The organism is Pseudomonas argentinensis, from assembly GCF_001839655.2.
GTDB lineage: Bacteria > Pseudomonadota > Gammaproteobacteria > Pseudomonadales > Pseudomonadaceae > Aquipseudomonas > Aquipseudomonas argentinensis_B.
Map to the genome: position 1 here is coordinate 3,199,656 of NZ_CP056087.1, position 24,675 is coordinate 3,224,330.

Consider the following 24,675-nt stretch of genomic DNA (forward strand, 5'->3'; position numbering starts at 1 on the left):
ATGGCGCCGTCCGGCCCAGGTCGTTGAAGAGAATTCCCTTAGCCCGTCCACCTCACGGTGGGCAAACGAAGACTGAAGAAAAATGGCCACTATCCACGTAGACGGCAAAGATCTCGAAGTCGATGGTGCGGACAACCTGCTGCAGGCCTGTCTGTCCCTTGGTCTCGACATCCCCTACTTCTGCTGGCACCCGGCGCTCGGCAGCGTTGGCGCCTGCCGCCAGTGCGCGGTGAAGCAGTACACCGACGAAAACGACAAGCGCGGCCGCCTGGTCATGTCCTGCATGACGCCAGCCACCGACAACAGCTGGATTTCCATCGACGACGAAGAGGCGGTGGCCTTCCGCAAGAGCGTCGTCGAGTGGCTGATGACCAACCACCCCCATGACTGCCCGGTCTGCGAGGAAGGCGGCCATTGCCACCTGCAGGACATGACGGTGATGACCGGCCACAACGCCCGTCGCTATCGGTTCAGCAAGCGCACCCACCAGAACCAGGAACTCGGCCCGTTCATCGCCCATGAGATGAACCGCTGTATCGCCTGCTACCGCTGCGTGCGCTACTACAAGGATTACGCCGGCGGCACCGACCTGGGCGTCTACGGCGCCCACGACAACGTGTATTTCGGCCGGGTCGAAGACGGCACCCTGGAAAGCGAGTTCTCCGGCAACCTGGTCGAGGTCTGCCCGACCGGTGTGTTCACCGACAAGACCCACTCCGAGCGCTACAACCGCAAGTGGGACATGCAGTTCGCCCCGAGCATCTGCCATGGCTGCTCCAGCGGCTGCAACACCAGCCCGGGTGAGCGTTACGGCGAAGTGCGCCGCATCGAGAACCGCTTCAACGGCTCGGTGAATGGGTACTTCCTCTGCGACCGTGGCCGTTTCGGCTATGGCTACGTCAACCGCGAGGACCGTCCGCGTCAGCCGCTGATGGTGCTCAGCAAGATGAAGATGGGCCTGGACGCCGCGCTGGACCAGGCTGCCGCCCTGCTCAAGGGTCGCAAGGTGATCGGCATCGGCTCGCCACGGGCCAGCCTGGAAGGCAACTTCGCCCTGCGCGAACTGGTCGGTGCCGGCAATTTCTATTCCGGTATCGCCGCGGCCGAGCAGGCCAACATCCGCCTGATCCGCGACGTGCTGCAGAACGGCCCGCTGCCGGTGCCGACCCTGCGCGACATCGAGAGCCACGACGCGGTATTCGTGCTCGGTGAGGATCTGACCCAGACCGCCGCGCGCGTCGCCCTGGCCCTGCGCCAGTCGGTCAAGGGCAAGGCCACCGAAATCGCTGCCGGCGCGAAGATCCAGGACTGGCACATGGCCGCCGTGCAGAACGTCGCCCAGCACGCGCTCAACCCCCTGTTCATCGCCAGCGTCACCGCCACCCGCCTCGACGACGTCGCCGAGCAGTGCGTGCACGCTGCGCCGGACGACCTGGCGCGCATCGGCTTCGCCGTGGCCCACGCCATCGACCCGAGCGCCCCGGCCGTCGAGGGCCTGGAGACCGAGGCTGCCGAGCTGGTGCAGCGCATCGCCGAGGCGCTGGTGGGCGCCAAGCGCCCGCTGATCGTTTCCGGTGCATCCCTGGGCAGCCGCGCCTTGATCGAGGCGGCGGCGAACATCGCCAGCGCCCTGAAGAACCGCGAGAAGAACGGCTCCATCAGCCTGGTGGTGCCGGAAGCCAACAGCATGGGCATGGCTCTGCTGATGGGCGAGCAGTTCGCCGGCAACAGCCTGGACGACGCTCTCGAAGCGCTCACCTGCGGCCAGGCCGACGCCCTGGTGGTGCTGGAGAACGATCTCTATCACCGCGCCGACGCCAACAAGGTGGACGCGGCCCTGGCTGCCGCCAAGGTGGTGATCGTCGCCGATCACCAGAGCACCGCCACCACCGCCAAGGCGCACCTGCTGCTGCCGGCCGCCAGCTTCGCCGAAGGCGACGGCACCCTGGTCAGCCAGGAAGGCCGCGCCCAGCGTTTCTTCCAGGTCTATGACCCGTCCTACTACGACGCCAACATCCTGGTGCGTGAAGGCTGGCGTTGGCTGCACGCGCTGCACAGCACGCTGCACAACCGTGTCGTCGACTGGACCCAACTGGATCAGGTCACTGCCGCTTGCGCCGCGAGCAACGCCCAGCTGGCCGGTATCCGCGACGCCGCGCCAGGCGCCTCGTTCCGCATCAAGGGCCTCAAGCTGGCTCGCGAGCCGCACCGCTACAGCGGCCGGACCGCCATGCGCGCCAACATCAGCGTGCACGAGCCCCGTCAGCCCCAGGACAAGGACAGTGCCTTCGCCTTCTCCATGGAAGGCTATGCGGGCAGCCAGGAAGATCGCCAGCAGATTCCGTTCGCCTGGTCCCCAGGCTGGAACTCGCCGCAAGCCTGGAACAAGTTCCAGGACGAAGTCGGTGGTCACCTGCGTGCCGGTGACCCCGGCGTACGCCTGATCGAAGCCAAGGGCGCAAGCCTGGGCTGGTTCAGCGTACCCGCGGCCTTCAACCCGGCCCAGGGCACCTGGCAGGCCGTGCCGCTGCATCATCTGTTCGGCAGCGAGGAAATGTCCTCGCGCGCCGCGCCGATTGCCGAACGCACGCCCGACGCCTACGTGGCGCTGGCCAAGGATGAAGCCGACCGCCTCGGCGTCAATGATGGCGCCCTGCTGCAACTGAGCGTCAACGGCCAGAACCTGCGCCTGCCGCTGCGGGTCAGCGAAGAACTGGGCATCGGCCTGGTCGGCCTGCCGGTCGGCCTGGGTGGCATTCCGCCCGCCTTCGCCGGCGCGCCCGTCACCGGTATCGGGGAGGCCGCACAATGAGCTGGTTGACGCCCGCGCTGCTCGACATCATCCAGGAAGTGCTCAAGGCCATCGTCATCCTGCTCGCCGTGGTGGTGTGCGGGGCGCTGCTGAGCTTCGTCGAGCGCCGTCTGCTCGGCTGGTGGCAGGATCGCTACGGCCCCAACCGGGTCGGTCCGTTCGGCATGTTCCAGATCGCTGCGGACATGCTGAAGATGTTCTTCAAGGAAGACTGGACACCGCCGTTCGCCGACAAGATGATCTTCACCCTGGCGCCGATTGTCGGCATGGGTGCCATGCTGGTGGCCTTCGCGATCATCCCCATCACCCCCAACTGGGGTGTGGCGGACCTGAACATCGGTATCCTGTTCTTCTTCGCCATGGCCGGTCTGTCGGTGTATGCCGTGCTGTTCGCCGGCTGGTCGAGCAACAACAAGTTCGCCCTGCTCGGCAGCCTGCGCGCCTCGGCCCAGACCGTTTCCTACGAGGTGTTCCTGGCCCTGGCGCTGATGGGCATCGTCGCCCAGGTCGGCTCGTTCAACATGCGCGCCATCGTCGATTACCAGGCCGAGCACCTGTGGTTCATCATTCCGCAGTTCTTTGGTTTCTGTACTTTCTTCATCGCTGGCGTGGCCGTGACCCACCGTCACCCCTTCGACCAGCCGGAAGCGGAGCAGGAGCTGGCCGACGGTTACCACATCGAATACGCCGGCATGAAATGGGGCATGTTCTTCGTCGGTGAATACATCGGCATCGTGACCATTTCCGCGCTGCTGGTAACCCTGTTCTTCGGTGGCTGGCACGGTCCGTTCGGCATCCTGCCGCAGATCCCGTTCTTCTGGTTCGCGATCAAGACCTGCTTCTTCATCATGATCTTCATCCTGCTGCGCGCCTCGATTCCGCGCCCGCGGTATGACCAGGTCATGGCCTTCAGCTGGAAGTTCTGCCTGCCGCTGACCCTGATCAACCTGCTGGTGACCGGCGCCGTCGTGCTGGCCACGGCCCAGTAAGGAGCGAGTGATGTTCAAATATATTTGGGACGTACTGGTCGGTACCGCGACCCAGTTGCGCAGCCTGGTCATGGTCTTCGGCCATGGCTTTCGCAAGCGCGACACCCTGCAATACCCGGAAGAGCAGGTCTACCTGCCGCCACGCTACCGCGGCCGCATCGTGCTGACCCGCGACCCCGATGGCGAAGAGCGCTGCGTGGCCTGCAATCTGTGCGCCGTGGCCTGCCCGGTGGGCTGCATCTCGCTGCAGAAGGCGGAAACCGAAGACGGTCGCTGGTACCCGGATTTCTTTCGCATCAACTTCTCGCGCTGCATCTTCTGCGGCCTGTGCGAGGAAGCCTGCCCGACCACCGCGATCCAGCTCACCCCGGATTTCGAAATGGGCGAGTTCAAGCGTCAGGATCTGGTGTACGAGAAAGAAGACCTGCTGATCTCCGGCCCCGGCAAGAATCCGGACTACAACTTCTACCGCGTGGCCGGCATGGCCATCGCCGGCAAGCCGAAAGGCGCCGCGCAGGACGAAGCCGAGCCGATCAACGTCAAGGGGTTGTTGCCATAATGGAATTCGCCTTCTATTTCTCCGCCGGGGTCGCGGTTGCCTCGACCCTGGGCGTGATCACCGGCAAGAACCCGGTGCACGCCCTGCTCTACCTGATCATCTCGCTGCTGGCCGTGTCCATGGTGTTCTTCAGCCTGGGCGCGCCGTTCGCCGGCGCCCTGGAAATCATCGTCTACGCCGGCGCCATCATGGTGCTGTTCGTGTTCGTGGTGATGATGCTCAACCTGGGCCCGGCCTCGGTACAGCAGGAGCGCACCTGGCTGACGCCGGGCATCTGGATCGGCCCGGCGCTGCTTTCCGCCGTGTTGCTGGGGCAGCTGCTGTACGTGCTGTTCGCGGTACCGAGCGGTGCCACCGTCGGCCACACCACGGTCGATGCCAAGGCCGTCGGTGTGCACCTGTTCGGCCCGTACCTGCTGGCCGTCGAGCTGGCCTCCATGCTGCTGCTGGCGGCACTGGTCGCCGCCTATCACCTGGGCCGTAACGACATCAAGGATGCTACGCCATGAACGGTATTCCAATGGAGCACGGCCTGGCGCTGGCCGGCGTGCTGTTCAGCCTTGGCCTGGTCGGCCTGATGGTGCGCCGCAACATCCTGTTCGTGCTGATGAGCCTGGAAGTGATGATGAACGCCGCCGCCCTGGCCTTCGTGGTGGCCGGCGCGCGCTGGGCCCAGGCTGACGGGCAGATCATGTTCATTCTGGTGATCGCCCTGGCCGCCGCCGAAGCGAGCATCGGCCTGGCGATCCTGCTGCAGCTGTATCGCCGCTTCCACACCCTCGATATCGACGCAGCCAGCGAGATGCGCGGATGAACCTCCTATTCCTGACCCTTCTGTTCCCACTGATCGGCTGGTTCATCCTGGCCTTTTCCCGTGGCCGCCTGAGCGAAGGCGCTGCCGCCGTCGTCGGTGTCGGCTCGGTCGGCCTGTCGGCCCTGACCACCGCCTGGATCATGTGGCAGTTCAATGTCGCGCCACCGGAAGGCGGCGTGTACACCCAGACCCTGTGGCAGTGGATGAGCGTCGACGGCCTGGCGCCGAGCTTCACCCTGTATCTGGACGGCCTGTCGCTGACCATGCTTGGCGTGGTCACCGGCGTGGGCTTCCTGATTCACATGTTCGCCAGCTGGTACATGCGCGGTGAAGAGGGTTACTCGCGTTTCCTCTCCTACACCAACCTGTTCATCTTCAGCATGCTGCTGCTGGTGCTGGGCGACAACCTGATGACCCTGTTCTTCGGGTGGGAGGGCGTGGGCCTGTGCTCGTACCTGCTGATCGGCTTCTACTACAAGCACGTGCCCAACGGTAACGCGGCGCTCAAGGCGTTCATCGTCACCCGCATCGGCGACGTGTTCCTGATGATTGGCCTGTTCCTGCTGTTCCTCAACCTCGGCACCCTGAACATCCAGGAGCTGATGGTACTGGCCCCGCAGAAGTACGCAGCCGGCGACACCTGGCTGTGGCTGGCGACCCTGATGCTGCTCGGCGGCGCGGTCGGCAAGTCCGCCCAGCTGCCGCTGCAGACCTGGCTGGCCGACGCCATGGCCGGCCCGACCCCGGTTTCCGCGCTGATCCACGCTGCCACCATGGTCACCGCGGGCGTCTACCTGATCGCCCGCACCAATGGCCTGTTCCTGCTGACCCCGGAGATTCTCGAACTGGTCGGCATCGTCGGCGGCGTGACCCTGGTGCTGGCGGGTTTCGCCGCCCTGGTGCAGACCGACATCAAGCGTATCCTCGCCTACTCGACCATGAGCCAGATCGGCTACATGTTCCTGGCCCTGGGCGTCGGTGCCTGGGACGCGGCGATCTTCCACCTGATGACCCACGCCTTCTTCAAGGCCCTGCTGTTCCTCGCCTCCGGCTCGGTGATCCATGCCTGCCACCACGAGCAGAACATCTTCAAGATGGGCGGCCTGTGGAAGAAGCTGCCACTGGCCTACGCCAGCTTCATCGTCGGTGGCTCGGCCCTGGCGGCGCTGCCACTGATCACCGTGGGTTTCTACTCCAAGGACGAGATCCTCTGGGAGGCCTTCGCCAGCGGTCATTCCGGCCTGCTCTATGCCGGCCTGCTGGGCGCCTTCATGACCTCGATCTACACCTTCCGGCTGATCTTCATCGCCTTCCACGGCGAAGCGAAGACCGAGGCTCATGCCGGGCATGGCATCGCCCACAGCCTGCCGCTGATCGTGCTGATCGTGCTGTCGACCTTTATCGGTGCCTGGATCACCCCGCCGCTGGCTGGCGTGCTGCCGCAGAGCGCCGGGCACGCCGGTGGCGATGCCAAGCACAGCCTGGAAATCGTCTCGGGCTGCATCGCCCTGGCCGGCATCCTGCTGGCGGCCATGCTGTTCCTTGGCAGGCGCAGTTTCGTGAACACCGTCGCGGGCAGCGCGCCGGGGCGTTTCCTGTCGGCCTGGTGGTTCGCCGCCTGGGGCTTCGACTGGCTTTACGACAAGATTTTCGTGCAGCCGTACCTGCTCCTGTGCCGCGTGCTCGCCCGCGACCCGATCGATGGTGCCATCGGCATCGTCCCGCGCCTGGTGCGTGGCGGTCATGGTGTGCTGAGCCGCAGTGAAACCGGGCATCTGCGCTGGTACGCCATCTCCATCGCCGGGGGCGCCGTGCTGGTGCTCGCCGCCGTGATGATGGCCTGACCGATGATCCCGAATACTTTTTCTAAGGAAACTCGTCCGTCATGATTCTGCCTTGGCTAATCCTGATCCCCTTTATCGGCGGCCTGTTGTGCTGGCAGGCGGAGCGCTTCGGCGGAACCCTGCCGCGCTGGATCGCGCTGCTGACCATGTCCCTGCTGTTCGGCCTCGGCCTGTGGCTATGGGGCACCGGCGATTTCAGCCTGGCGCCTGCGCCGGGTGCCGAGCCACGCTGGGCCCACGAATTCCAGGTGCGCTGGATCGAACGCTTCGGCATCAGCATCCATCTGGCGATGGATGGCCTATCGGTGCTGATGGTCACCCTCACCGGCCTGCTCGGTGTGCTGTCGGTGCTCTGCTCGTGGAACGAGATCCAGAACCGGGTCGGCTTCTTCCACCTCAACCTGATGTGGATCCTCGGCGGCGTGGTCGGCGTGTTCCTGGCCATCGATCTGTTCCTGTTCTTCTTCTTCTGGGAAATGATGCTGGTGCCGATGTATTTCCTCATCGCGCTCTGGGGTCATAGCGGCAGCCCCGGCAAGAGCCGCATCAACGCGGCCACCAAATTCTTCATCTTCACCCAGGCCAGCGGTCTGGTGATGTTGGTGGCGATTCTTGGCCTGGTGTTCGTGCACTTCAACCAGACCGGCGTGTTCACCTTCAATTACGCCGATCTGCTCAAGACCGAACTGTCCGAGGGTATCGAGTACCTGCTGATGCTGGGCTTCTTCATCGCCTTCGCGGTCAAGTTCCCGGTGGTGCCGCTGCACTCCTGGCTGCCCGACGCCCACGCCCAGGCGCCGACCGCTGGCTCCGTAGACCTCGCCGGTATCCTGCTGAAAACCGCTGCCTACGGCCTGCTGCGCTTCTCGCTGCCACTGTTCCCCAATGCCTCGGCGGAGTTCGCGCCGATCGCCATGTACCTGGGCGTGTTCGCCATCATCTATGGCGCCCTGCTGTCCTTCGCCCAGACCGACATCAAGCGCCTGGTGGCCTACTCCAGCGTGTCGCACATGGGCTTCGTGCTGATCGCCATCTACTCGGGCAGCCAGATTGCCCTGCAGGGCGCGGTGGTACAGATGATGGCCCACGGTCTGTCGGCCGCGGCGCTGTTCATCCTCTGCGGCCAGTTGTACGAACGCCTGCACACCCGCGACATGCGCGAGATGGGCGGCATCTGGGCGCGTATGTCCTGGCTGCCGGCGCTGAGCCTGTTCTTCGCGGCCGCCGCACTGGGCTTGCCGGGTACCGGCAACTTCGTCGGCGAGTTCCTGATCCTGATTGGCAGCTTCCCGGCCGCGCCGTGGGTCACGGTGATCGCCGCGACCGGCCTGGTGCTCGGCTCCGTCTACTCGCTGATCATGATCCACCGCGCCCACTTCGGCCCGGTGAAGAACGACAGCCCGCTGCCGGGCCTGCAGTTTCGTGAACTGAGCATGGTGCTGTGCCTCGCGGTGCTGCTGATCCTGCTCGGTGTTTACCCGCAGCCGGTGCTCGACACCTCTGCCGCCAGCATGCAAGGCGTGCAGCAGTGGTTCAGTGGCGCCCTCGATCAACTCGCTTCGGGCCGGTAAGGGTTCAAAATCTATGGAACATCACGCTGTGCAATTCTCCACCCAACACCTGATCGCCCTGCTGCCGCTGCTGGTCACCTGCGCCACGGTAGTGGTGGTCATGCTGGCCATTGCCTGGAAGCGCAGTCACGCGATGACCTTCGTGCTCTCGGTGATCGGCCTCAACGCTGCCCTGCTGTCGCTGCTGCCGACCCTCGGCGTCACTCCGCTGCAGGTGACCCCGCTGATGCAGATCGACACCTTCGCCTGCTACTACATGGCGCTGGTGCTGATCGCCACCCTGGCCTGCGTGACCCTCACCCATGCCTACCTGGGCGAGGCGACGGTCAGCGACGGGCAGACCAAGGGCTACCCGCGCAACCGCGAAGAGATGTACCTGTTGCTGCTGCTCTCCGCGGCCGGGGGCCTGGTGCTGGTCAGCACCGAGCACCTGGCCGGCCTGTTCATCGGCCTGGAGCTGCTGTCGGTACCCACCTACGGGATGATCGCCTACGCCTACTTCAACAAGCGCTCGCTGGAAGCCGGTATCAAGTACATGGTGCTGTCGGCCGCCGGCAGCGCCTTCCTGCTGTTCGGCATGGCACTGCTGTATGCCGACGCCGGCAGCCTGAGCTTCGCCCAGATCGGTGCCAGCCTGGCCGGTGCTAGCGGCAGCCAGCTGGTGCAGATCGGCATCGGCATGATGCTCATCGGCCTGGCGTTCAAGCTGTCCATGGTGCCGTTCCACCTGTGGACGCCGGACGTCTACGAAGGCGCTCCGGCGCCGGTGGCAGCGTTCCTGGCCACCGCCAGCAAGGTCGCGGTATTCGCCGTGCTGCTGCGCCTGTATCAGCTCTCCCCGGCCACCGCTGGCGGCTGGCTGAACGACCTGCTGACGGTCATCGCCATCGCCTCGATCCTGTTCGGCAACCTGCTGGCCCTGGTGCAGAACAACCTCAAGCGTCTGCTCGGCTATTCGTCCATCGCCCACTTCGGTTACCTGCTGGTGGCGCTGATCGCCAGCAAGGGCCTGGCCGTGGAAGCCATCGGCGTGTACATGGCCACCTATGTGCTGACCAGCCTGGGCGCCTTCGGGGTGATCACCCTGATGTCCACGCCCTACAACGGCCGTGACGCCGATGCGCTGTACGAGTACCGCGGCCTGTTCTGGCGCCGCCCGTACCTGACCGCGGTGCTGACCGTGATGATGCTGTCGCTGGCCGGCATTCCGCTGACCGCCGGCTTCATCGGCAAGTTCTACGTCATCGCTGCCGGTGTGCAGGCGCAGTTGTGGTGGTTGATCGGTGCGCTGATCCTGGGTAGTGCCATCGCGGTGTTCTACTACCTGCGGGTGATGGTCACCCTGTTCCTCAACGAGCCGAACCTGCAGCGCCACGACGCACCCTTCAACTGGGGCCAACGTGCCGGTGGCATCATGCTGATGCTGGTGGCAGCCCTGGCCTTCGTGCTCGGCGTGTACCCGCAGCCGTTGCTGGACCTGGTTCAGCAGGCCGGCCTGGCCGCTGCCGCGCTCTGATTCGAGTGCGACGAAAAACGGCTGCCCCAGGGCAGCCGTTCTGGTTGACGCGGGATGTTACTCGGGCAGCCTGACGGTCTTCTTGCCCGCCGCGAACAGGTTCCAGCTGGCGACGAACAGCGCGGCGACCAGCGGCCCCAGCACGAAGCCGTTGAGGCCGAACAGGGCCATGCCGCCCAGGGTGGAAATCAGGATCAGGTAGTCGGGCATGCGGGTATCCTTGCCGACCAGGATCGGACGCAGGATGTTGTCCACCAGGCCAATCACCAGCACGCCGAACAGGGTCAGCACCACACCCTGCCAGACGTCGCCACTGAGCAGCAGGTAGACCGCCACCGGCGCCCAGACGATGCCGGCACCGGCCGCTGGCAAGAGCGACAGGAAGGCCATCAGCACGCCCCACAGCAGCGGGCTGGAAATGCCCAGCACCCAGAAAATCAAGCCGCCCAGGGCACCCTGCACCGCTGCCACGACGATGTTGCCCTTGACCGTGGCGCGCACCACGCGGGTGAACTTGATCTGCAGGCGACGCTTGGTGTTGTCGCCCAGCGGTACGGCCATGCGGATGTCGCGCACCAGTTCCTGCCCATCACGCAGCAGGAAGAACAGCAGGTACAGCATGATGAAAAAGCTGATCACGAACTCGAAGGTGCCCTGGCCGATGGCGAACACCTTGGTCGCCAGGTACTGGCTACCGGCGGCGGCGCCGCTGGTGATACTTTCCTGCAGATCGGCCATGTTGCCCATGCCGATGCGGTCGATCTGCTGCTGCAGGAACGGCGGCAGCATTTCCTTGGTACTGGTCACGTAGGCGCCGACATCCAGCTCGCCGGAGTCGATGCGCTGGTAGATGCTGGTGCCCTCGGCAACTATCGCCGAGGCGATGAAGATCACCGGCAGAATCGCCACCAGCAGGCAGACGACCAATGTCATCAGCGCCGACAGGTTACCGCGTCCGCCAATGCGCCGCGCCATGCGCCGCTGCAAGGGCGCGAACACCACGGCCAGCGCCACCGCCCAGAACACCGCCCCGTAGAACGGCAGCAATATCCAGATGAAGGCGATCGTCACCAGGACGAGCAGGAGGAGGAAGGTTTTCTTTTCGAGGGACGTCGTCTGCATGGCCGGATCACAAGGGGGATATGCCCCTTAGTCTCCCGTGCCGCCGACAAAGTGCACTCTTATTCAGGCGAGCGTCCCTGCTCGCCTCGACAGCTCAGATGCGGAACTGGCGTACCAGGTTTTCCAGGCCCTGACCGAGTTGCGCCAGGCTGCGTGCGGTCTGGGCGCCCTGACGGGTTTCCTCGGCGACGCTGTCCACCGCGCCGGCGATCTGGTGCACGCTGCGGTTGATCTCCTCGGCCACCGCGGTCTGCTCCTCGGCCGCACTGGCGATCTGCGCGTTCATGGCATTGATGGTGCCGATCAATCCGGCGATGGCATCCAGCGAGGCGCCGGCCTTGTTGGCCTGCTCGCTGGTGATCTCGCCGGCGTCACTGGACTGGCGCATGGCATTGACCGCCTCGCGGGTGCCGCTCTGCAAACGGTCGATCATGCCCTGGATTTCCTGGGTGCTCTGCTGGGTGCGGCTGGCCAGTGCCCTTACCTCGTCGGCGACCACGGCGAAGCCGCGGCCCGCCTCGCCCGCACGCGCCGCCTCGATGGCCGCGTTGAGTGCCAGCAGGTTGGTCTGTTCAGCGATCGAGCGGATCACGTCGAGCACGCTGACGATGGAATGCACGTCCTGCTGCAGGCTATCGAGGGAGGTGCCGCTGCCGCGAATGTCGCCGACCAGCGAATGGATACGGGCGATGCTGCCATCCACCACCTGCTTGGCCGCCTGCCCTTCGCGGTCGGTCTGCTGGGCCGCCTCGGCCGCCCCCTGGGCGCTCTTGGCCACTTCATGGGCAGCGGCGGACATCTCGTTGATGGCGGTCGCCACCTGGTCCGTTTCGTGGCGCTGCCTTTCCATGGCCTGCTCGGAGCGTTGCGCCTGGGCGGCGACCTGGCCAACCAGCTCGGTCAACTGGCCGGTCATCTCGGTAATCTGCCGCACCAGCCCGTGCACCTTGTCGACGAAACGATTGAACGAGCCGGCCAGCTCGCCCAACTCGTCACGGCTGGTGACCGGCAGGCGCTTGGTGAGGTCGCCGTCGCCGGCGGCGATGTCATCGAGGCTGGCCTTGATCTGCTGCAGCGGGCGCAGAAAGGTGTTGGCGAGGATGCCGCCAACCACGCCGAAGGTCACCAGCAGCACGGCGGCGATCACCACAATGCTGGTGATGATGGTGCTCACCCGCTGGTCGATGTCGGCGCGCACTTCGACGATCTGCGCCTCGACGCCGTCCAGGTTGACCGCGGTGCCGAGCGCCATGTCCCACTTGGGCAGGTAGTAGCTGTAGGCGAGCTTGGGCACCTGGATCGACTCGTTGCCGGGTAACGGCGAGGAATAGTTGACGTAGTAGCTGTTGTCCTTGGCGACGCGCACCAGCTCGCGGTTCACGAACACGCCGTTGACGTCGCGCCGATCATTGAGGCTCTTGCCAACATCCACGGGGCTGTCGCTGCGAAACAGCCGCACCACGTTGGAGTCATGACCGAAGAAGTAGCCGTCCTTGCCGTACTTGATCTTCGACAGGATGGCGATGGCCTGTTTGCGGCTCTCCAGGTCGCCACTGGGCGCGGCGTCATACAGGCTCTGCACGGCGCCCATGGCGATTGCGCTGTAGTTCTGCAGCTCGTTGCGCTTCTCGGCGAGCAGGCGCTCACGGGTTTCAGTGACCTCCTGCTCCGCCAGGCCGTACAGCACCTTGGCGGCAGCGCCGCTCAGCACCACGGCGAACAGCAGAACGGGAACCAGAGCCAACAGCACAACTTTGGACTTCAAGGTCAGGCGCATTTTTATTTTCCTTTGACCAGATAAAGCCAAGGATAGCTGGCTTCTGCTCAGGTCATCGGCAGCCGCCTACGAAAACTTGAGCGCCCAGGCGACAGCCGGGAAATGCCTTACAGCACCATGGCGGCGACCCAGCCAAACACCAGCAGCGGCAGGTTGTAGTGCAGGAAGGTGGGCACCACGGTGTCCCAGATATGATTGTGCTGGCCGTCGACGTTGAGGCCCGCCGTCGGCCCCAGGGTCGAGTCGGAAGCCGGCGAGCCGGCATCGCCGATGGCACCGGCAGTGCCGACGATGCATACCGTGGCCAGAGGGCTGAAGCCCATCTGCACGCACAACGGCACGAAGATCGCGGCGATGATCGGCACCGTAGAAAACGACGAGCCGATGCCCATGGTCACCAGCAAGCCGACCAGCAGCATCAGCAGCACGCCCAGGCCCCTGCTGTCGCCGATCCAGCCGGCGCTGGCGTCGACCAGGGCCTTGATCTCGCCGGTTTCGCGCATTACTTCGGCGAAACCCGAGGCGGCGATCATGATGAAGCCGATCATCGCCATCATCTTCATGCCTTCGGTGAACAGGTCGTCGGTCTCCTTCCAGCGCACGATGCCCGAGGCGGAAAACACCACGAAACCCAGCAACGCGCCGATGATCATCGAGTCGAGCCACAGCTGGGCGGCAAAGGCGATGGCCACCGCCACGCCGGCGACGATCAGGCTGCGTCGGTTATAGCTGGCGTCCACCCGCTCGGTGCGCTCGACCCGCGCAAGGTCGTAGCTGCGCTTGCCGCGGTAGCTGTACAGGGCGAGCAGCAGACCGGTGACCATGCCCAGGGCGGGGATCAGCATGGCGTGGCTGACGTTCACGCCGCTCACGTCCACTCCGCTGCGCACCACGTTGGCGAGCAGGATCTCGTGGAGAAAGATGTTGCCGAAGCCTACCGGCAGAAACATGTAGGGCGTTATCAGGCCGAAGGTCAGCACACAGGCGATCAACCGGCGGTCGATCTGCAAACGGGTGATCACGTACAGCAGCGGCGGCACCAGCAGCGGAATGAAGGCGATGTGGATGGGCAGGATGTTCTGCGAGGAGATCGCCACGGCGAGCAACAGGCCCACCAGCATCCATTTCAGCACCCCGCCGCCGCCCTCTTCCTGGCGACCGACCAGGGTCAGTGCCTTGTCGGCCAGGGCATGGGCCAGGCCGGACTTGGCGATCGCCACCGCGAAGGCGCCCAGCAAGGCGTAGGAAAGCGCCACGGTGGCGCCGCCACCCAGCCCCTTGTTGAAGGCCGCCAGCGAGCCGTCCATGCCCAGGCCGCCGATCATGCCGCCAGCCAGCGCGCCGATGATCAACGCCACCACGACGTGGACCCGGCAAAGGCTGAGAATCAGCATGATGCCGACGGCGGCGATAACTGCATTCATGAGAGGCTCCTCGAATCGCCATCAGCGGCGCAATCTGCTGGTTGCCGGACTCGGCAGGCCATAAAGAATCGTCGAAAGCGCTTTCAGGTCGCTTGCGACGGCCCATAGGGTTGCCGCCAGGGATGGCAGGCCGCAAAAAGCGTCGCACTCTGCCGGAAGCTGGCCTGGGTGTCAAAAAACTTCCGGGAGAAGTTTTTGACGTCGCTTGCGACGGCCCGAAGGGTGGCGGCCAGGGATGGCAGGCCACAAAAAACCGCGCTAGGCGTCGCGGGCGAGTCATCATGTAGCGCGGTTCTAAGCAAATAGCACAAACGTACTTTGCGTGTTCAACCGCGGGCGTTAGCCTCACGCCCCTTTATCAACGGAGGATCCCATGCTCGATATCGTTCTGATCGCCGGCTCAAGCCGCCCCGACAGCCAATCCGCCAAGGTTGCCCACTTTCTGCGTCAACGCCTGGTCACCCTGGGCAAGACCAGTGCCGAGCTCAGCCAGATCATCGACCTTGGCGCCGGCCCGCTGCCGCTGTGGCCTGCCGACGACAACGGCACCTGGGCCGACTACGGCCCGCGCCTGCAGCGCGCCGATGCGGTGGTGGTGATCGCCCCGGAGTGGAATGGCATGGCCGGCCCGGCGATCAAGAATTTCTTCATCTACGCCAGCAAGGCCGAACTGGCCCACAAGCCGGGGCTGCTGGTGGGCGTGTCGTCGGGAATCGGCGGCGGCAGCCCGATTGCCGAGCTGCGCAGCTCCAGCTACAAGAACTGCCGGGTCAACTACCTGCCCGAGCACCTGATCATTCGCTCGGTGACCAAGGTCCTCAACGAGGACCAGCCGGCCAGCGAAGACGACAGCCGCATTCGTGCCCGTATCGATTACGCGCTGGATATCCTGGCCAGGTACGGCGAGGCGCTGAAACCCGTGCGCGCCGCCATCGACCTCAGCGACCCGGCATTTACCAATGGCATGTAAGTGTCAGGCGCGGGGTGCGGATCGTCAGGCGATCCGCACCTCATCCCGGAAATAAGCGCTTATCGGGCGCGCAGCGGCAGCTCGATGCGGACCTGCAAGCCGCCCAGTTCACTGTCGTGCAGCGTGAGGGTGCCGTCCCAGGCATCGACGATATCGCGCACGATCCCCAGGCCCAGGCCATGGCCCGCGGTTTGCTCGTCCAGGCGAATACCGCGGCTGAGCACTTCTTCGCGGCGTTCGCTGTCGATCCCGGGCCCATCGTCATCGACGCTCAATACATAGGCCTTGTCGGTGCGTTCGATACTCAGGCGCACCTGGCTGTCGGTCCACTTGCAGGCGTTGTCCAGCAGGTTGCCGAGCAGCTCCAGCAAGTCCTCGCGATCACGGGGCAGGCGCAGGTCGGGCGGCGAGGCCTGCCAGCTCAGCTCGATGCCACTGTCGTGGATCATGCCAAGGGTGGCGAACAGACCGGGTAATTCTTGCCGGCAATCGAAGTGCGCGCCGGGCAACGCCTCGCCGGCCAGGCGCGCGCGGCCCAGCTCGCGGGCGATACGCTGCTCGATCTGCTGCAGGTGTTCGATCAGGTTGTCGCGAAGTTCGGGGTGCGCACGCAGTTCGTCCCGGGAGGCCAGGTTGACCAGCACCGCCAGCGGCGTCTTCAACGCATGGCCCAGGTTGCCCAGGGCATTGCGCGAGCGCTTGAGGGTTTCTTCTGTGTGGGCCAACAGGTGGTTGATCTGCTCCACCAGCGGCTCCAGCTCCTCGGGCACCTGTTCATCCAGCCCGGAGCGCTGCCCTTGCTGCAACTGGGCAATCTGCACGCGGGTCTGCTCCAGCGGCCGCAATGCGCGGCTGACCGCCAGGCGCTGCAGCAGCAGAATCAACGCCAGGCCACCAAGTCCCAGCGCCAGGCCGATACGCTGCACCCGGCGGAAGCTGTCCAGCACCGGCGTGTAGTCACGGGCCACGGTAATGGTCAGCTCCTGGCCGAAGCGCCGGTATTCGCCGCGAAAGGTCACCAGCACCTGTTCCTGAGGCCCCTCCTGCAGCACGGGTTGCAGGCCGTCCACGTCCGAGGGTTGCAGTTCGCTGTCCCACAGCGAGCGGGAGCGCCAGCTCTTGTCGCTGAAGCCGATACGGAAATACAGGCCCGAATAGGGGCGCTGATAGGCCGCGCTCAGTCGCGACTCGTCGAGCTGGATACCGGACGGCCCGCGCACCAGCGCGATCAGCAGCGATTGCGCTTCCTCTTCGAGCCCGGCCTGCATGTAGCGCCGCAGGTTGTTGTCGAACAGCCACAGGCAGGTCTGCGCCAGCAGCAGGCCAATGATCAGCAACACGCTGATCAGGCTCAGGCTCAGGCGCCGCTGGATCGACCTCAAGCGGCGCTACCGGTGAACCGATAGCCCTGGCCGCGGCGGGTTTCGATCACCTCGCGGCCGAGCTTGCGGCGCAGGTGGTTGACGTGCACCTCGATGACGTTGGAGTCGCGCTCGGTCTCGCCGTCGTAAAGGTGTTCGGCCAGGTGGCTCTTGGAGAGGATCTGCCCGGCGTGCAGCATGAAGTAGCGCAACAGGCGAAACTCCGCGGCGGTCAGCTCGATCGCCTGCTCGCCACGGCTGACGCACTGCCGGCTTTCATCCAGGTGCAGCCCGGCGGCCTGCAACTGCGGCTGATTGGCCAGGCCGCGGGCGCGGCGCAGCAGCGCCTGGATGCGCAGCTGCAGTTCTTCGGGGTGAAAGGGTTTGGTCAGGTAATCGTCGGCACCGACCTTCAGGCCTTCGATACGCTCGGCCCAGGAGCCGCGGGCGGTGAGAATCAACACCGGGGTGACCACGCCACCCTGGCGCCACTCCTGCAGCACCTCGAGCCCCGGTTTGCCAGGCAAACCGAGGTCGAGAATGATCAGGTCGTAGGGCTCACTGGCGCCCTGGTACACGGCGTCGCGGCCGTCGGCCAGCCAGTCCACGGCATAGCCCTGGCGGGTCAGTGAGGCGGTCAGTTCATCGGCAAGCGGTACGTGGTCTTCAACCAGCAACAGGCGCATGTCAGTCGTCTACCTCATCCTTCAGGATCTTGCCGTCGTGGGCATCGAGCTCCAGTTCACGAACCACCCCCTCGCGGGTCAGCAGTTCCACTTCATAGACGAAGACATCGTCTTCTTCCTCCAGCTCGGCCTCGAGCAGGGTCGCACCCGGGTAGCGCTCCAGGGCGGCGCGCATCAGCTGGTCGAGAGGCAGGATCACGCCACTCAGGCGCAGATCCCGCGCTTCGTCCTGGTCAAGGTCACGTGCGCTGGCCACGCACGTCAGCGCGGCCAGCGAAACGATGCAGATGCAGCGAAAAACGGGGTTGCCTTTCATCAATCATCCTGGTGGTTCTTGAGCACGGTGCCGTTGGTGGCATCCAGTTCGACGTCCCACTTCTGGTTCTGGGCGTCGCGGATTTCGACCTGGTAGAGGTAGCGGCCGTATTCTTCCTCGAGCTCGGTGTCGCCCAGTTTACCGCCGGGATGGGCGGCAAGGGCAGCCTCGTTGAGCCTCTCGAACGACTGGATGGTGCCGGCGTCACGCAGTTTCAATGCCTCGTCCGGCCCCAGATCTCGGGCCTGGGCGACACCTGCAGCGGCGGTGAGCGCAGCAACGGCGAACAAAGCGGTCAATTTCTTCATGGTGATCTCCTGAGTAATCGTGTTTCGACGATGTTCAGGTTAAGGGGAGCGACTTAATTCAACCTGAATTACCCCACAGACCCGCCCAGCCTACGGCCTTATACTGGCGCCTCTTCAGCGGAGGCCGGCATGAGCGCCATTCAGATCAAGTTCCCTGCCCTCACCCTCAAGGCCGGTCAGCGCGCCCTGGTGCGCATTCGCGAGCGCGGTCTGCAACCCGGCGATGTCGGCACCCTGCCCGGCGCCGCGGGCGGGCCCAAGGCGCTGGGCATTCAGGGGCTGGATATCGCCCTGTTCGGCGACTGGCTGGCCCGGGCGCCCCGCGAGCGCTCGCTGATCGGCGCGTCCATCGGCTCCTGGCGCTTCGCCAGCGCCTGCCTCCCCGACCCTGCCGCTGCGCTGCAGCGCCTGGGTGAGCTGTACACCGGCATGCGTTTCGCCAAGGGCGTGAGCATCATCGAGGTGACCGAGCGCTGCGTGCGCATGCTCGACGAACTGTTGCAGCATCAGGACGCCGCGGTGCTCGACAATCCCCACTACCGGCTCAACATCCTGGTGGTGAAAAGCCATGGCCGGCTTGCCGAGGACGATCGCCGCTCCCTGGGTCTGGGGCTGTCGTCGGTGATTGGCAGCAACCTGCTCGGCCGCCCTCGCCTGGCCCGTCACTTCGAGCGGGTGATCCTGCACGACGCCCGCCTGGCGCCGCCGCTGCATCCGCTGAGCGACTTTCCCTCGCGCTGCCTGCCGCTGGATGTCGGCAACCTGCGCCACGCCCTGCTGGCCTCCGGCTCGATCCCCTTCGTGATGCAGGGCGTGCGCGACATTCCCGGCGCAGGCTCCGGCACCTACCGCGACGGCGGCCTGCTGGATTACCACCTCGACCTGCCCTACAGCGGCGATGACGTGGTGCTGTACCCGCACTTCACCGATCGCATCATTCCCGGCTGGTTCGACAAGGGCATGCCCTGGCGCCGGGGCGATGCCATGCGCCTGCAGGACGTCCTGCTGCTGGCCCCCTCGCGTGACTACCTGGCCCGCCTGCCCTACGGCAAGCTGCCGGATCGCAAGGATTTCACCCGGTTCCTGGGCGACGATGCCGGGCGCGAAGGCTACTGGCGCCAGGCGATGGATGAGAGCCGGCGCATGGGCGACGAATTTCTCGAGCTGACCGAAACGGGCCGCCTGGCCGATCATCTGCTGCCGCTATAACCCGCCGCAGGCCCCTCGCGGGCATTTGCGACGGCAGTCAGAAAACCGCCACTGGCTATTTCAAGCAAATTAACCGCCTGTCTGCACTGATAAAAATCCCTGAACTTAACGGAACTGATCAGCAGGGCTATTTTCCTATTTGGTGTTGATGCCATTTTCGGTAGTTAAACAGTAAGTGCACGGCCCAACGGCGTGCCGCCACCCTTGAAAACTTTGACGCCCGTCAACTTCACAAGATGATTTTCGGTTTTATTTGAAAATTAATTAATTTGGATGTGACTTGCAGGGCTCATCGAACCATCAACAACTAGGACCGTCGGCGTTGAGCAAGCTCGCTGACACTATGAATCATTGGGAAACCCTCGGAGAACCGACCCCATGAACGCTTCGCTGCGTTTCAATGATGCACTGCTGATTGCCGACCGCGCCTTTCAACCTTTCCACTGCGTGGCCTGGGCGCCGCAGGACGGTACCGGCGTACTGAGCCTGACGATCGTCGACCGCACCAATACGCCGTTGATCGACCGCGCGCAACTGACCAGCAGCATCTACAGCGACCCCCAGGAGCTGGCCAAGGCCCTGAAAAAGTCCCGTGACGAGCTCAGCAGCAAGGGCTTCGATCTCGCGCCCTGGAGCATGCCGGAATAACACGCCGGCACTTGTTTTTGCCAGTTGCCGCCCCTCTGGTGCGGCAACTTGCCTCAGTTTTATAAGTGCCCTCTTCTTGTTTATACGTTCGCCTTGGTGCCCTCGTTAAAGTCTGAACTTCCCGCCGCGTTCAGCGGGCTAAGTCTTTAACTGTTGCCATGAGCGAACCGGCATGCAAAACCTCGTTGTAACTTCGCCGTCCATCTTATATCGCGCTGCCGCGTATCCGGCCGATGATCTTCATCTGCCTGTAGGTTGCTTGATCGTGGAAACGACGCGATGAGCAGCCTGTCGATCACCCCGGAACTGCCCAACGACCTGCACTACGTGGACGACCGCTCGCCCGGCATCACGCGCCGCAAGCTGCGCGGTAAGTTCTGCTACTTCGAGCCCAATGGCGAGCGTATTCGCGACACCCAGGTGATCGCCCGCATCAATGCCCTGGCAATACCGCCCGCCTACGTGGACGTATGGATCTGCCCGGACCCCAAGGGTCATCTGCAAGCGACCGGCCGTGATGCCCGCGGCCGCAAGCAGTATCGCTATCACCCGCGCTGGCGTGAAGTGCGCGACACCGACAAGTACGCCAACCTGCTGCTGTTCGGCAAGGCGCTGCCCAAATTGCGCCAGACCATAGAGCAGCATCTGCTGCTGCCCGACCACGGCCGCGAAAAGGTCATGGCCACCGTGATCACCCTGCTCGACAACACCCTGATCCGCATCGGCAATGTGCGCTACGCCAAGGAAAACCGCTCCTATGGGCTGACCACCCTGCGCAACCGCCATGTCGAGGTGCAGGGCAGCGCCATCCGCTTCCACTTTCGCGGCAAGAGCGGTATCGAGCATGAGGTGGAAGTCAGCGATCGTCGCCTGGCGCGCGTCATCCGCCGCTGCCTGGAGTTGCCGGGCCAGCACCTGTTCCAGTACCTGGACGCCAATGGCGAGCGCCACACGGTGACCTCGACGGACGTCAACAATTACCTGCGCGAACTCACCGGTGCCGACTTCACCGCCAAGGATTACCGCACCTGGGCCGGCAGCGCCCTGGCGCTGACGCTGCTGCGTGAACTGGAGTGGCAGCCGGAGAGCTCGGCCAAGAAACACGTGGTGGGCATGGTCAAGCAGGTCGCCGAAGAATTGCGCAACACGCCGGCAGTGTGCCGCAAGTGCTACATCCACCCGGCGCTGATCGAGGCCTTCCACGCCGGCGAACTGGCCGACCTGCGCCTGGCGGCCGCCCGCAAGGGGCTGCGCAGCGAGGAAAGCCTGCTGATGCGCTTTCTGGAAAAACTTCCGGTTGCCTGAAAAGTGGCAAGATCTGTGGGCCTTATGTCGTTGCTGCCATAACGCTTTGTGCGCACACTGGCCTTCTCCATCCCGAGGGGCCCGCCATGGACGACCGCAAATGTATTGCCGCGTTAATCTACCCGGACTTCATGAGTCTGGATGTGGTCGGACCACTGCAGGTATTCGCCTCCGCCAACGTCGAACGTCGTCGCCAGGGCCTGGGCGATGCCTACCAGCTGCTGATGCTCGCCGATCAGGCCGGCCCGGTGAACAGCTCCGCCGGCATGCGGCTGATCGCCGATGCAGCATGGAGCGAGGTGGATCCGGCCAGCCTGGATACCCTGCTGATTCCCGGCGGCTTCGGCGAAGGGCAGCAATGTGAAAACAGGCCCCTGCTGAGCTGGCTGCAAAATGCCGAACCCCATATCCGGCGCCTGGGCTCGGTCTGTTCGGGGGCACTGATTCTGGCCCGTACCGGCCTGCTCGACGGCAGGCGGGTGACCACCCACTGGGCCGATATCGACACCTTGCGCCAACACCCCAAGCTGCTGGTCGACAGCGATTGCCTGCACACCTATGACCCGGCAGCGGGCGACGGCAGCGGGCATCTGTTCACCTCCGCCGGCGTCACCGCCGGCATCGACCTGGCGCTGGCCCTGGTCGAAGCCGACCTGGGGCGCAGCATGGCGCTGGCAGTGGCGCGCCGCCTGGTGATGTTCCTGCGCCGCCCTGGCGGCCAGGCGCAGTTCAGCGCCCTGCTCGTCCCGGAGCCCAGCCGTACTCCACGCCTGGCCGAATTGCTCGAATGGATTCCAGCCAATCTGGGCAGCGACCTGTCGCTCCAAGCGTTGGCGAACAGAGCGCGGATGACTCCGCGCACCTTGTCCCGGGTATTCGCCAGGGAGCTGGGTAGCGGGCCGGCGGGCTACGTCGAGCGCATCCGCCTGGAAGCCGCTCGCAGCCTGCTGCAGGACGCCCAGGCTTCGATCGCTACCGTCGCCCGGCTGACCGGCTTCGGCCACCCGGAAAACCTGCGCCGGGTGTTTCACAAGCACCTGTCCATCAGCCCTCAGCACTACACCGAACGTTTCGGCCGGGAGACCCACCATGCTTGAGCTGCGCCCCAACTGCGAATGCTGTGATCGTGACCTGCCACCCGAATCCCTGGAGGCGCGTATCTGCTCGTTCGAGTGCACTTACTGCCGCGATTGCGCCGATACGCACCTGCAGGGTCATTGCCCCAACTGCGCCGGCGAGCTGGTGCGCCGCCCGATCCGTCCTGCGGCCAAGCTGCCGGCCAACCCACCCTCGACCTTGCGGGTGCTCAAGGCGGGAGGATGCCATGCTGCTGGTGCGTAACCCTACGCTGCTGATCCTGTTCCTCGCCCAGGCGCTGTACTGGAGCTGTTCGCTGATCGGCATCACCCTCACCGCATTGATCGGCATGCAGTTGTCGCCCTACAACGGCCTGGCCACCCTGCCCCTGGCCTTACTGGTGCTCGGCAACCTGCTGGCGACCCATCCGCTGTCGCTGTTCATGCAGCACCAAGGTCGCCGGCCCGGCCTGACCCTGGGCGCCGCGGCCGGGATTCTCGGCGGCCTGATCAGCGCCCTGGGGGTCTGGCTCGGCGACTTCATCCTGTTCTGCCTCGGCGCGTTGCCGATTGGCGTCTACCAGGCCTCTGCCATGTATTACCGCTTCGCGGCGCTGGAAACGGTCGACGACGCCCACAAAGGGCGCGCGGCGGCCTGGGTGATCGCCGGTGGTGTCTGCGCCGCGCTGATCGCCCCGAGCCTGACGCTCTGGGCGCGCAACGCGATGAGTACGCCGTTCGTGGGCGCCTATGTGTTACTGGCGGGGCTGGCCTTGCTCGGGCTGTTGCTGCTCAGCACGCTGCGTGAAGGGGCGATTGCCGTGGCGCCACGGGGTGACGTGCGCAGCCTGCTGGCACGCCCGGCGATCCGCAGTGCGCTGGCGGTCACCGCCATCGGCCATGGCCTGATGATTCTGGTGATGAACGCGACGCCGCTGGCCATGAGCTTCTGTGGCTTGCCTCTGGATAGTGCCGCTCAGGTGATCCAGTGGCATATGCTGGGCATGTTCCTGCCTGCCCTGATCGCCGGGCCGCTGGTCGATCGCCTGGGCAGCAGGCCAGTGGCCATGCTGGGTATCGCCATGCTTGGCGGCAGTGCGCTGGTCGGGCTGAGCGGCCAGGCGCAGGCCTACTTCCTGATTTCCTCGCTGCTGCTGGGTATCGGCTGGAACCTGATGCTGGTGGCCGGCACCACCCTGCTGGCAAGCGCCCACGAGCCCGCCGAACGGGGCAAGGCCCAGGGGCTCATGGAACTGGCCAATGGCAGCGTGGCGGCCTGCGCCGCCTTCGCCTCCGGTGCGCTGATCACCGGGCTGGGCTGGTTTCAGGTCAACCTGGCCATGCTGCCCTTGCTGGTGATTGCGCTGATGGCATTGCTGATCCGGCCTGTCACAAGAGCGCCTGCGGCGAGCTAGACGCCGAACACCGTGACCTGGTTGCGGCCGTTGCGTTTGGAGCTATAGAGCGCCTGATCGGCCCACTGGATGACCTGCTGATGATCGTGGCTGGGCTCGCTCAGGTCGGCCACGCCGAGGCTGATGGTAAAAGGGATCGTCTGCCCCTCGTGACTGACCTGCAAGCGCTCGACGATCAGCCGCAGGCGTTCGGCGAACACCCGACCGCCCGCCGCGTCCACATCCGGCAGCAGCACGACGAACTCCTCGCCGCCGTAGCGCCCGGCGATATCGGTATCACGCAGCTGTTCGCGCAGCACCTTGGCGACGCTCTGGATCACCCTGTCGCCCGCCTGGTGGCCATAGGTATCGTTGACCTTCTTGAAGTGGTCGATATCGAAAATCACCAGCGCCGCGCTGCTGCCGTAGCGACGATGACGGGCGTGCTCACGCTTGAGCTCCTCTTCCCAGTAGCCACGGTTGTTCAGCCCAGTCAGGCGGTCGGTGCGCGAGAGGTGTTTGAACTGGTCGCTCATGGCCTGCAACTGGCGCTTGTTCATCGCCACGTCCGTCACGTCATAGATGATCACGCACAGGTGCTCGATCTTGCTGTTGGTGGCCACCAGCGGCAGGATGGTGGTGTTCTGGTACATGAAGTCTTCCAGGCCGGTGATCGGCTGGTAGTTCTTGAAGCGCACCAGGTACGGCCGTTGCTCCCAGATGGTGAAGGCCGGCGTCCCCAGGGTGACAACGTTTTCCACCTTGTTGCGAAACCAGACCTCATCGACCTCCGGAAACAGCTCGAAGAACGAGCGCTCCGCGGCATCGCGCGCGGTACGCCCGGAGTGATTCTCCATGAAGCTGTTCCACACCTCCACATGGTACTGACGGTCGAGCACCACCACGCCGACATCGATGCTCTGCACAATGGCCAGCAGCCAGTGGAAATCGTTTAGATCCATGTTCTCAGCCAT

At 64.7% G+C, this 24,675-nt stretch carries 23 protein-coding genes and 1 pseudogene; 15 read left to right on the forward strand and 9 right to left on the reverse strand.

The window, feature by feature from the left end:
* The first annotated feature begins 82 nt into the window (after positions 1-82).
* From nuoG to nuoN, 8 genes are read left to right on the forward strand one after another with little or no spacing between them, the layout of a single operon-like run.
* On the forward strand, positions 83-2,812 hold the full coding sequence (gene nuoG / locus SA190iCDA_RS14185) for an NADH-quinone oxidoreductase subunit NuoG (protein ID WP_070887423.1): 2,730 nt from the start codon (positions 83-85) through the stop codon (positions 2,810-2,812).
* Complete coding sequence (nuoH, locus tag SA190iCDA_RS14190; protein ID WP_070887424.1) at positions 2,809-3,801, forward strand: NADH-quinone oxidoreductase subunit NuoH; 993 nt, start codon at positions 2,809-2,811, stop codon at positions 3,799-3,801. The genes nuoG and nuoH overlap by 4 nt, the downstream gene beginning before the upstream one ends.
* Before the next feature lie 10 nt (positions 3,802-3,811).
* Entirely contained in the window at positions 3,812-4,360 is a 549-nt protein-coding gene (nuoI, locus tag SA190iCDA_RS14195) for an NADH-quinone oxidoreductase subunit NuoI (protein ID WP_027905361.1), read from the forward strand.
* Positions 4,360-4,869 carry an NADH-quinone oxidoreductase subunit J gene (gene nuoJ / locus SA190iCDA_RS14200; RefSeq protein WP_070887425.1) on the forward strand — a complete coding sequence of 170 codons (510 nt, stop codon included), beginning with the start codon at positions 4,360-4,362 and terminating at the stop codon, positions 4,867-4,869. The genes nuoI and nuoJ overlap by 1 nt, the downstream gene beginning before the upstream one ends.
* Positions 4,866-5,174: an NADH-quinone oxidoreductase subunit NuoK gene (nuoK, locus tag SA190iCDA_RS14205; RefSeq protein ID WP_013791402.1), complete on the forward strand. Its 309-nt coding sequence runs from the start codon at positions 4,866-4,868 to the stop codon at positions 5,172-5,174. The genes nuoJ and nuoK overlap by 4 nt, the downstream gene beginning before the upstream one ends.
* Entirely contained in the window at positions 5,171-7,018 is a 1,848-nt protein-coding gene (nuoL, locus tag SA190iCDA_RS14210) for an NADH-quinone oxidoreductase subunit L (protein WP_070887426.1), read from the forward strand. The genes nuoK and nuoL overlap by 4 nt, the downstream gene beginning before the upstream one ends.
* Positions 7,019-7,059: 41 nt before the next feature.
* Positions 7,060-8,589 carry an NADH-quinone oxidoreductase subunit M gene (gene nuoM, locus SA190iCDA_RS14215; RefSeq protein ID WP_070887427.1) on the forward strand — a complete coding sequence of 510 codons (1,530 nt, stop codon included), beginning with the start codon at positions 7,060-7,062 and terminating at the stop codon, positions 8,587-8,589.
* 28 nt (positions 8,590-8,617) lie between these two features.
* Positions 8,618-10,105: an NADH-quinone oxidoreductase subunit NuoN gene (gene nuoN / locus SA190iCDA_RS14220; RefSeq protein ID WP_070887428.1), complete on the forward strand. Its 1,488-nt coding sequence runs from the start codon at positions 8,618-8,620 to the stop codon at positions 10,103-10,105.
* Between the two features lie 57 nt (positions 10,106-10,162).
* Here nuoN and SA190iCDA_RS14225 read toward each other — a convergent pair whose 3' ends face one another.
* From SA190iCDA_RS14225 to SA190iCDA_RS14235, 4 genes and pseudogenes are all read right to left on the reverse strand, one after another.
* Positions 10,163-11,227, reverse strand: coding sequence for an AI-2E family transporter (locus SA190iCDA_RS14225; protein ID WP_070887429.1), 1,065 nt, complete (start codon positions 11,225-11,227; stop codon positions 10,163-10,165).
* Positions 11,228-11,321: 94 nt separating this feature from the next.
* On the reverse strand, positions 11,322-12,143 hold the full coding sequence (locus tag SA190iCDA_RS23485; RefSeq protein WP_419203936.1) for a methyl-accepting chemotaxis protein: 822 nt from the start codon (positions 12,141-12,143) through the stop codon (positions 11,322-11,324).
* An 84-nt stretch (positions 12,144-12,227) separates the two neighbouring features.
* A pseudogene (locus tag SA190iCDA_RS23490) lies at positions 12,228-13,004 on the reverse strand (cache domain-containing protein); the annotation flags it as partial.
* Between the two features lie 107 nt (positions 13,005-13,111).
* Complete coding sequence (locus SA190iCDA_RS14235; protein WP_070887431.1) at positions 13,112-14,428, reverse strand: Na+/H+ antiporter family protein; 1,317 nt, start codon at positions 14,426-14,428, stop codon at positions 13,112-13,114.
* 373 nt (positions 14,429-14,801) lie between these two features.
* Here SA190iCDA_RS14235 and SA190iCDA_RS14240 point away from each other — a divergent pair, with 373 nt between their 5' ends.
* Complete coding sequence (locus tag SA190iCDA_RS14240; RefSeq protein ID WP_070887432.1) at positions 14,802-15,398, forward strand: NADPH-dependent FMN reductase; 597 nt, start codon at positions 14,802-14,804, stop codon at positions 15,396-15,398.
* A gap of 59 nt (positions 15,399-15,457) precedes the next feature.
* Here the strand turns inward: SA190iCDA_RS14240 and SA190iCDA_RS14245 are convergent, their stop codons facing one another.
* Genes SA190iCDA_RS14245 through SA190iCDA_RS14260 form a run of 4 tightly spaced genes read right to left on the reverse strand, consistent with a single transcriptional unit; the run spans position 15,458 to position 18,069 of the window.
* The gene (locus SA190iCDA_RS14245) at positions 15,458-16,780 is read right to left on the reverse strand and encodes a sensor histidine kinase (RefSeq protein ID WP_070887433.1); all 1,323 of its coding nucleotides are present in this window, start codon (positions 16,778-16,780) and stop codon (positions 15,458-15,460) included.
* Positions 16,777-17,445 (reverse strand): response regulator transcription factor, encoded by a 669-nt coding sequence (locus tag SA190iCDA_RS14250; protein ID WP_070887434.1) that lies wholly within the window; start codon positions 17,443-17,445, stop codon positions 16,777-16,779. Before SA190iCDA_RS14250 ends, SA190iCDA_RS14245 begins: the two co-directional genes overlap by 4 nt.
* A gap of 1 nt (position 17,446) precedes the next feature.
* On the reverse strand, positions 17,447-17,761 hold the full coding sequence (locus SA190iCDA_RS14255; protein WP_070887435.1) for a PepSY domain-containing protein: 315 nt from the start codon (positions 17,759-17,761) through the stop codon (positions 17,447-17,449).
* Entirely contained in the window at positions 17,761-18,069 is a 309-nt protein-coding gene (locus tag SA190iCDA_RS14260; protein ID WP_070887436.1) for a PepSY domain-containing protein, read from the reverse strand. The genes SA190iCDA_RS14255 and SA190iCDA_RS14260 overlap by 1 nt, the downstream gene beginning before the upstream one ends.
* 129 nt (positions 18,070-18,198) lie before the next feature.
* Here SA190iCDA_RS14260 and SA190iCDA_RS14265 point away from each other — a divergent pair, with 129 nt between their 5' ends.
* The 6 genes from SA190iCDA_RS14265 (at position 18,199) to SA190iCDA_RS14290 (ending at position 23,722) form a co-directional block, all read left to right on the forward strand.
* Positions 18,199-19,278, forward strand: coding sequence for a hypothetical protein (locus SA190iCDA_RS14265; protein WP_070887437.1), 1,080 nt, complete (start codon positions 18,199-18,201; stop codon positions 19,276-19,278).
* 378 nt (positions 19,279-19,656) lie between these two features.
* On the forward strand, positions 19,657-19,926 hold the full coding sequence (locus SA190iCDA_RS14270; RefSeq protein WP_070887438.1) for a hypothetical protein: 270 nt from the start codon (positions 19,657-19,659) through the stop codon (positions 19,924-19,926).
* A 279-nt stretch (positions 19,927-20,205) separates the two neighbouring features.
* The gene (locus SA190iCDA_RS14275) at positions 20,206-21,231 is read left to right on the forward strand and encodes a DNA topoisomerase IB (protein ID WP_070887439.1); all 1,026 of its coding nucleotides are present in this window, start codon (positions 20,206-20,208) and stop codon (positions 21,229-21,231) included.
* 86 nt (positions 21,232-21,317) lie between these two features.
* Positions 21,318-22,328, forward strand: a complete 1,011-nt coding sequence (locus SA190iCDA_RS14280; RefSeq protein ID WP_070887440.1) for a GlxA family transcriptional regulator — start codon at positions 21,318-21,320, stop codon at positions 22,326-22,328.
* On the forward strand, positions 22,321-22,572 hold the full coding sequence (locus SA190iCDA_RS14285) for a DUF1272 domain-containing protein (RefSeq protein ID WP_070887441.1): 252 nt from the start codon (positions 22,321-22,323) through the stop codon (positions 22,570-22,572). The genes SA190iCDA_RS14280 and SA190iCDA_RS14285 overlap by 8 nt, the downstream gene beginning before the upstream one ends.
* Positions 22,559-23,722 (forward strand): MFS transporter, encoded by a 1,164-nt coding sequence (locus SA190iCDA_RS14290; protein ID WP_236101291.1) that lies wholly within the window; start codon positions 22,559-22,561, stop codon positions 23,720-23,722. The genes SA190iCDA_RS14285 and SA190iCDA_RS14290 overlap by 14 nt, the downstream gene beginning before the upstream one ends.
* On the opposite strand, the gene SA190iCDA_RS14295 is transcribed toward SA190iCDA_RS14290, so the two are convergent.
* Entirely contained in the window at positions 23,719-24,675 is a 957-nt protein-coding gene (locus SA190iCDA_RS14295) for a diguanylate cyclase (RefSeq protein ID WP_070887443.1), read from the reverse strand. The two genes, SA190iCDA_RS14290 and SA190iCDA_RS14295, sit on opposite strands and share 4 nt — an antisense overlap.

Coding starts and splice junctions, on each gene's coding strand:
- nuoG (WP_070887423.1), top strand. CDS start 83: ATGGCCACTATCCACGTAGACGGCAAAGATCTCGAAGTCGATGGTGCG.
- nuoH (WP_070887424.1), top strand. CDS start 2,809: ATGAGCTGGTTGACGCCCGCGCTGCTCGACATCATCCAGGAAGTGCTC.
- nuoI (WP_027905361.1), top strand. CDS start 3,812: ATGTTCAAATATATTTGGGACGTACTGGTCGGTACCGCGACCCAGTTG.
- nuoJ (WP_070887425.1), top strand. CDS start 4,360: ATGGAATTCGCCTTCTATTTCTCCGCCGGGGTCGCGGTTGCCTCGACC.
- nuoK (WP_013791402.1), top strand. CDS start 4,866: ATGAACGGTATTCCAATGGAGCACGGCCTGGCGCTGGCCGGCGTGCTG.
- nuoL (WP_070887426.1), top strand. CDS start 5,171: ATGAACCTCCTATTCCTGACCCTTCTGTTCCCACTGATCGGCTGGTTC.
- nuoM (WP_070887427.1), top strand. CDS start 7,060: ATGATTCTGCCTTGGCTAATCCTGATCCCCTTTATCGGCGGCCTGTTG.
- SA190iCDA_RS14225 (WP_070887429.1), bottom strand. CDS start 11,227: ATGCAGACGACGTCCCTCGAAAAGAAAACCTTCCTCCTCCTGCTCGTC.
- SA190iCDA_RS23485 (WP_419203936.1), bottom strand. CDS start 12,143: ATGACCGGCCAGTTGACCGAGCTGGTTGGCCAGGTCGCCGCCCAGGCG.
- SA190iCDA_RS14235 (WP_070887431.1), bottom strand. CDS start 14,428: ATGAATGCAGTTATCGCCGCCGTCGGCATCATGCTGATTCTCAGCCTT.
- SA190iCDA_RS14240 (WP_070887432.1), top strand. CDS start 14,802: ATGCTCGATATCGTTCTGATCGCCGGCTCAAGCCGCCCCGACAGCCAA.
- SA190iCDA_RS14250 (WP_070887434.1), bottom strand. CDS start 17,445: ATGCGCCTGTTGCTGGTTGAAGACCACGTACCGCTTGCCGATGAACTG.
- SA190iCDA_RS14255 (WP_070887435.1), bottom strand. CDS start 17,761: ATGAAAGGCAACCCCGTTTTTCGCTGCATCTGCATCGTTTCGCTGGCC.
- SA190iCDA_RS14260 (WP_070887436.1), bottom strand. CDS start 18,069: ATGAAGAAATTGACCGCTTTGTTCGCCGTTGCTGCGCTCACCGCCGCT.
- SA190iCDA_RS14265 (WP_070887437.1), top strand. CDS start 18,199: ATGAGCGCCATTCAGATCAAGTTCCCTGCCCTCACCCTCAAGGCCGGT.
- SA190iCDA_RS14270 (WP_070887438.1), top strand. CDS start 19,657: ATGAACGCTTCGCTGCGTTTCAATGATGCACTGCTGATTGCCGACCGC.
- SA190iCDA_RS14275 (WP_070887439.1), top strand. CDS start 20,206: ATGAGCAGCCTGTCGATCACCCCGGAACTGCCCAACGACCTGCACTAC.
- SA190iCDA_RS14280 (WP_070887440.1), top strand. CDS start 21,318: ATGGACGACCGCAAATGTATTGCCGCGTTAATCTACCCGGACTTCATG.
- SA190iCDA_RS14285 (WP_070887441.1), top strand. CDS start 22,321: ATGCTTGAGCTGCGCCCCAACTGCGAATGCTGTGATCGTGACCTGCCA.
- SA190iCDA_RS14295 (WP_070887443.1), bottom strand. CDS start 24,675: ATGGCTGAGAACATGGATCTAAACGATTTCCACTGGCTGCTGGCCATT.